Raw genomic sequence first — 4,878 nt, 5'->3', positions numbered from 1 at the left:
AACCTGGTGGTGGCCACACCGGGCCGTTTGCTGGACCTGCAGCGCTCGATGCAGATCAAGCTTGATCAGGTGCAGTTTCTTGTGGTGGACGAGGCCGATCGCATGCTCGACCTGGGTTTTGCCGATGACCTGGCTGAAATCAACCAACTGACCATCGCGCGCAAGCAGACCATGATGTTCAGTGCCACTTTTGCGCCGCGTATCCAGCAGCTTGCTGCCCGTGTCATGCGCGAACCGCAGCGCATCACCATCGACAACCCGCAGGAAAAACACGCCAACATCAAGCAGGTGATGTTCTGGGCCGACAACGCGCAGCACAAACGCAAGCTGCTTGACCATTGGCTGCGCGATACCGGTATCAACCAGGCCATCGTGTTTGCCAGCACACAGATTGAATGTGACGGCCTGGCCAATGACTTGCAGCAAGACGGTTTTGACGCGGTGGCCCTGCATGGTGCTTTGAGCCAGGGCTTGCGCAACCGCCGTTTGATGGCGCTGCGCCAGGGTCAGGTGCAGATTCTGGTGGCCACCGACGTGGCCGCGCGTGGCCTGGACGTGCCCACCATCACCCACGTCTTCAACTTTGGCCTGCCGATGAAGGCCGAAGACTACACCCACCGCATTGGCCGTACCGGCCGCGCTGGGCGGGATGGCCTAGCCGTGACCTTTGCAGAGTTCCGCGACCGCCGCAAGATTTTTGACATCGAAGCCTACACGCGCCAGCCCATCAAGGCTGAGGTGGTGCCGGGCTTGGAGCCTCAGCAGCGTAGCCCTGAGGCACCGCGCGGCGGCTTTGGTGGTCGGGGAGGTTTTGGTGACCGCGACCGCAAGTTTGGTGGTGGTGGCCGTCCGAGTGGCGGTTTTGGTGGCGGCAACCGCGGTGGTTTTGGCGACCGTGGCGGTTTTAACGACAACCGGGGTGGTTTTGCCGACAGAAATGCCTCTGGCCCCCGCGTTGTCGGCGCTGACAGCTACCAAAATAATAGATCAGGTGGCTTTGCACAACGTGATGAACGCCCCGCAGCACCCGCGCGTGAGCCCTTCAGCTACGAGCGCAAAGGTGGCTTCAATGACCGATTTGCCGGTGACCGCAATGACCGTGGCCCGGGCGCACCGCATGGTGACTTCGCCGCGCGCAAACCGGCGTTTGGCAAAACCGCATTTTCCAAACCGGCGGGGGGTGGCAAGGTGTTTGTGCCGCGTGACGCGCAAAAGCGCTTTTCCAAGAACGACCGCTGATCAGTATTAACACAAAAAGCCCGCTGCGCTTAACACGCCAGCGGGCTTTTTTGCGTTTGGGCTTTGCGGCGTCAGCGTCCGCGGCGCACCCGCAGCAGTTCGTCAAGGATCAGGCAGGTCGCCCCGAGCGTGATCGCACTGTCGGCCACGTTAAACGCCGGGAAGTGCCAGTTGCCCCAATAAAAATCCAGAAAGTCGATCACATAGCCGTGCAGCAGGCGGTCGATCACATTCCCGACCGCGCCACCCAGTATGCTGGCCAGCGCAAAGGCAAACAACTTTTGCTCTGCATGGGCACGTAGCAGCCAGACGATCACCACCGCCGCCACCAGGCCGATCACGGTGAAGAACCAGCGTTGCCAGCCCGCCGCACCCGCCAGAAACGAAAACGCCGCGCCGCTGTTGTGCACCCGCACCACGTTGAAGAAGCTGGTCACTGGTGTCTGGTCGCCCAACTGGTAGTAGCCGAGGATCAGAACCTTGGTGAACTGGTCAGCGATCAGCACCACGGCAGCCCACGCCAGCCAGACCCACAGGCTGCTGCCCGACGCCATGGGCCGCACAGCGCCGCCTGTGCCAGCCTTGCGTGTCGCCATCAGGCAAACACCCGCGTTTCACCGGCACCAAACAGATTGCTGGTGCAGCGGCCACACAGGGTGGGGTGGGCCGGGTCCGTACCAACATCATCACGGTAATGCCAGCAGCGCTCACATTTCACGGCATTTGAGGCGCTAGTGCTTATGGATAGGGCGTCACCAGCAATCAACTCAATAGCAGAGGTGATGAACACAAACTTCAGATCATCGCCCAGACTAGCCAGAAGCGCGTGGTCATCGGCTACCACGGTGAGGCGCACTACGGCCTGCAAGGACGAGCCCACCTGGCCTGCGGCGCGCAAGACCTCAATCTCCTTGTTCACCGCGTCTCGAATCTCGCGGATGCGTGCCCACTTGGCCAGCAGCGCGTCATTGGGTGCCGCAAGCGGACTGTAGGTGTCCATAAAGATCGAGTCACGGCTGGCAACTGGCGTTTTGCCCTGTGCGCCCAACACGCTCCAGGCTTCTTCGGCGGTGAAGCTCAGGAAAGGTGCCATCCAGCGCAGCAGCGCCTGGGTGATCTGCCACAGCGCGGTTTGGGCGCTGCGCCGCGCCAGCGAGTTGGCGGCGGTGGTATAGAGCCGGTCTTTCAGGATGTCGAGGTAAAACCCGCCCAGGTCATCGCTGCAGTAGATCTGCAGCTTGGCCACCACCGGGTGGAATTCATACACCTCAAAATGCGCCAGCACTTCGGCTTGCAGCTGGGCGGCGCGGCTCAGCGCATAGCGGTCAATCTCCAGCAGTTGGTCCGCTGCCACGGCATCCACCGCTGGGTCAAAGTCGTGGGTGTTGGCCAGCAGGAACTTGAGCGTGTTGCGGATGCGACGGTAAATATCCACGACGCGCGCCAGGATCTTGTCGTCCCCAGCGATGTCGCCCGAGTAGTCGCTGGCAGCCACCCACAGGCGGATGATCTCGGCACCCAGCTTCTTGCTGGTTTCCTGCGGGTCAACGCCGTTGCCGGCGCTCTTGCTCATCTTGTGGCCTTTGCTGTCCACCGTGAAGCCGTGTGTCAGGATGCCCAGGTACGGCGCGCGGTCAAACATGGCGCAGGCGGTCAGCAGGCTGGAGTGGAACCAGCCGCGGTGCTGGTCGTGGCCCTCCAAGTACAGATCGGCCTCTGGGCCGCTGTCATGGCCGCTGCCGGGGTGTGAGCCTTTGAGCACCGTGGTGTGGGTAGTGCCGGAGTCAAACCACACCTCCAGAATGTCGCTGCTCTTGGTGTAGTGGGGCGCATCGGCCTGACAGTCGATGGTCGCCAGAATGGCCTCGGGCGTGGCCTTGCTCCAGGCTTCAATGCCGCCGTGTTCCACCATGTCCGCCGCAATATCCAGAATCTCCATCGTGCGCGGATGTAACTCACCGCTGTCCTTGTGGATAAAAAACGGCAGCGGCACGCCCCAGCTGCGCTGGCGGCTGATACACCAGTCGGGTCGACCGGCGATCATGTCGCGCAGGCGCACCTTGCCGTTTTCAGGATAAAACGCTGTGTTTTCAATAGCTGCCAACGCAGTCTGCCTAAGCGTCAGCGGTGCTTTTTCTTTGGTAAAGACGCCAGCGCCGTCGTCCATGCGGATAAACCATTGGGCCGCCGCCCGGTAAATGACCGGTGTCTTGTGACGCCAACAGTGCGGGTAGCTGTGCACGATGTTCTCGGAGGCAAACAGTCGCCCGGCATCCCGCAGCGCGTCAATGATGACCGGGCAGGCTTTCCAGATGTGCTGGTTGCCAAACAACGGCAACTCGGGTGCATAGACACCGTTGCCTTGCACCGGGTTGAGGATGTCGTCATACGCCATGCCATGCGACACACAACTGTGAAAGTCGTCCACACCATAGGCTGGTGCGCTGTGCACAATGCCGGTGCCGTCTTCGGCGGTGGCGTAGTCGGCCAGGTAAATCGGGCTGAAACGGTCGTAACCCGGGTGCACATGGGCCAGCGGGTGCTTGAAGTTGATGCCGCCCAGCGTCCTGCCGGTTGTGGTGGCGATCACGGTGCCGTTCAACCCAAAACGCGTCATGCATTTTTCAACCAAGCTCTCGGCCAGCACCAGCAAACCGCGTTCGGTATCTACCAGCGCGTAAGTCAGCTCCGGGTTCAGGTTGAGCGCCTGGTTGGCGGGAATGGTCCAGGCGGTGGTGGTCCAGATCACCACAAAGGCGTCCATCGCCAGTTCACTTAGCCCAAAGGCGGCCGCGAGCTTGTCAGGCTCAGCGCACAAAAAGCCCACGTCTAGCGTTTGTGATTTTTTGTCGGCGTATTCGATTTCGAACTCGGCCAGGCTGGAGCCGCAGTCAAAACACCAGTACACCGGTTTGAGGCCCCTATAGACAAAACCGCGCTCAATCACCCGCTTGAAGGCGCGGATCTCATCGGCTTCGTTCTTGAAGTCCATGGTGCGGTAGGGGTGGTCCCAGTCGCCCAATACACCCAGCCGCTTGAAGTCGGCCATTTGCAGCGCGATTTGCTCGGTGGCGTAAGCGCGGCTTTTGGCCTGCATGTCGTCACGTGCCAGATTGCGGCCAAACTTCTTTTCAATCGCGTTCTCGATCGGCAGACCGTGACAGTCCCACCCCGGGATGTAAGCGGCGTCCAGCCCTTTGAGCTGGCGCGCCTTGACGATCATGTCTTTCAATATCTTGTTGACTGCGTGGCCCATGTGAATCTGGCCGTTGGCATACGGCGGACCATCGTGCAGGATGAACTTGGGTTGGCCTTTGCGCGAATCGCGCAGTTTTTGGTACAGGCCCTGGTCTTCCCACTGCTTGACCCATTGCGGCTCGCGCTTGGGCAGGTCGCCACGCATGGGGAAGGGGGTGTCGGGCAGGTTCAGGGTGCTGCGGTAGTCGGCTTTGGCGGGCGGCTGCGTCTGTGGGTCTTGTGTGGTCATGGTGGCGAAAGAGCAAAGGTGGCGGTGGCATCCTGGCGGCTTTTTGCGGATGCCAGCGGTCAATGCGTCAAGGAATTCGTGGTTGGGTTCGTCGGGTGGTCGGTGCTGCTGCCCGGGCTGGCGGATTTTACTGTAGCCCTTTGCGGGCGGCT

Annotated in this window: 3 protein-coding genes; 1 reads left to right on the top strand and 2 read right to left on the bottom strand. The window is 61.1% G+C overall.

Annotation, left to right across the window (positions count from 1 at the left end):
• Positions 1-1,239 (top strand): DEAD/DEAH box helicase (locus KBF66_RS18805; RefSeq protein WP_296661169.1); only part of this gene is annotated, 1,239 nt, incomplete at its 5' end.
• 71 nt (positions 1,240-1,310) lie between these two features.
• Here KBF66_RS18805 and lspA read toward each other — a convergent pair.
• Complete coding sequence (lspA, locus tag KBF66_RS18800) at positions 1,311-1,793, bottom strand: signal peptidase II (protein WP_296661172.1); 483 nt, start codon at positions 1,791-1,793, stop codon at positions 1,311-1,313.
• Between the two features lie 41 nt (positions 1,794-1,834).
• Entirely contained in the window at positions 1,835-4,726 is a 2,892-nt protein-coding gene (gene ileS / locus KBF66_RS18795; RefSeq protein WP_296661166.1) for an isoleucine--tRNA ligase, read from the bottom strand.
• Between the last annotated feature and the right edge of the window lie 152 nt (positions 4,727-4,878).

This window comes from Rhodoferax sp. (genome assembly GCF_018063565.1).
GTDB lineage: Bacteria > Pseudomonadota > Gammaproteobacteria > Burkholderiales > Burkholderiaceae_C > Rhodoferax.
This window is presented reverse-complemented; position numbering and strand designations above follow the sequence as displayed.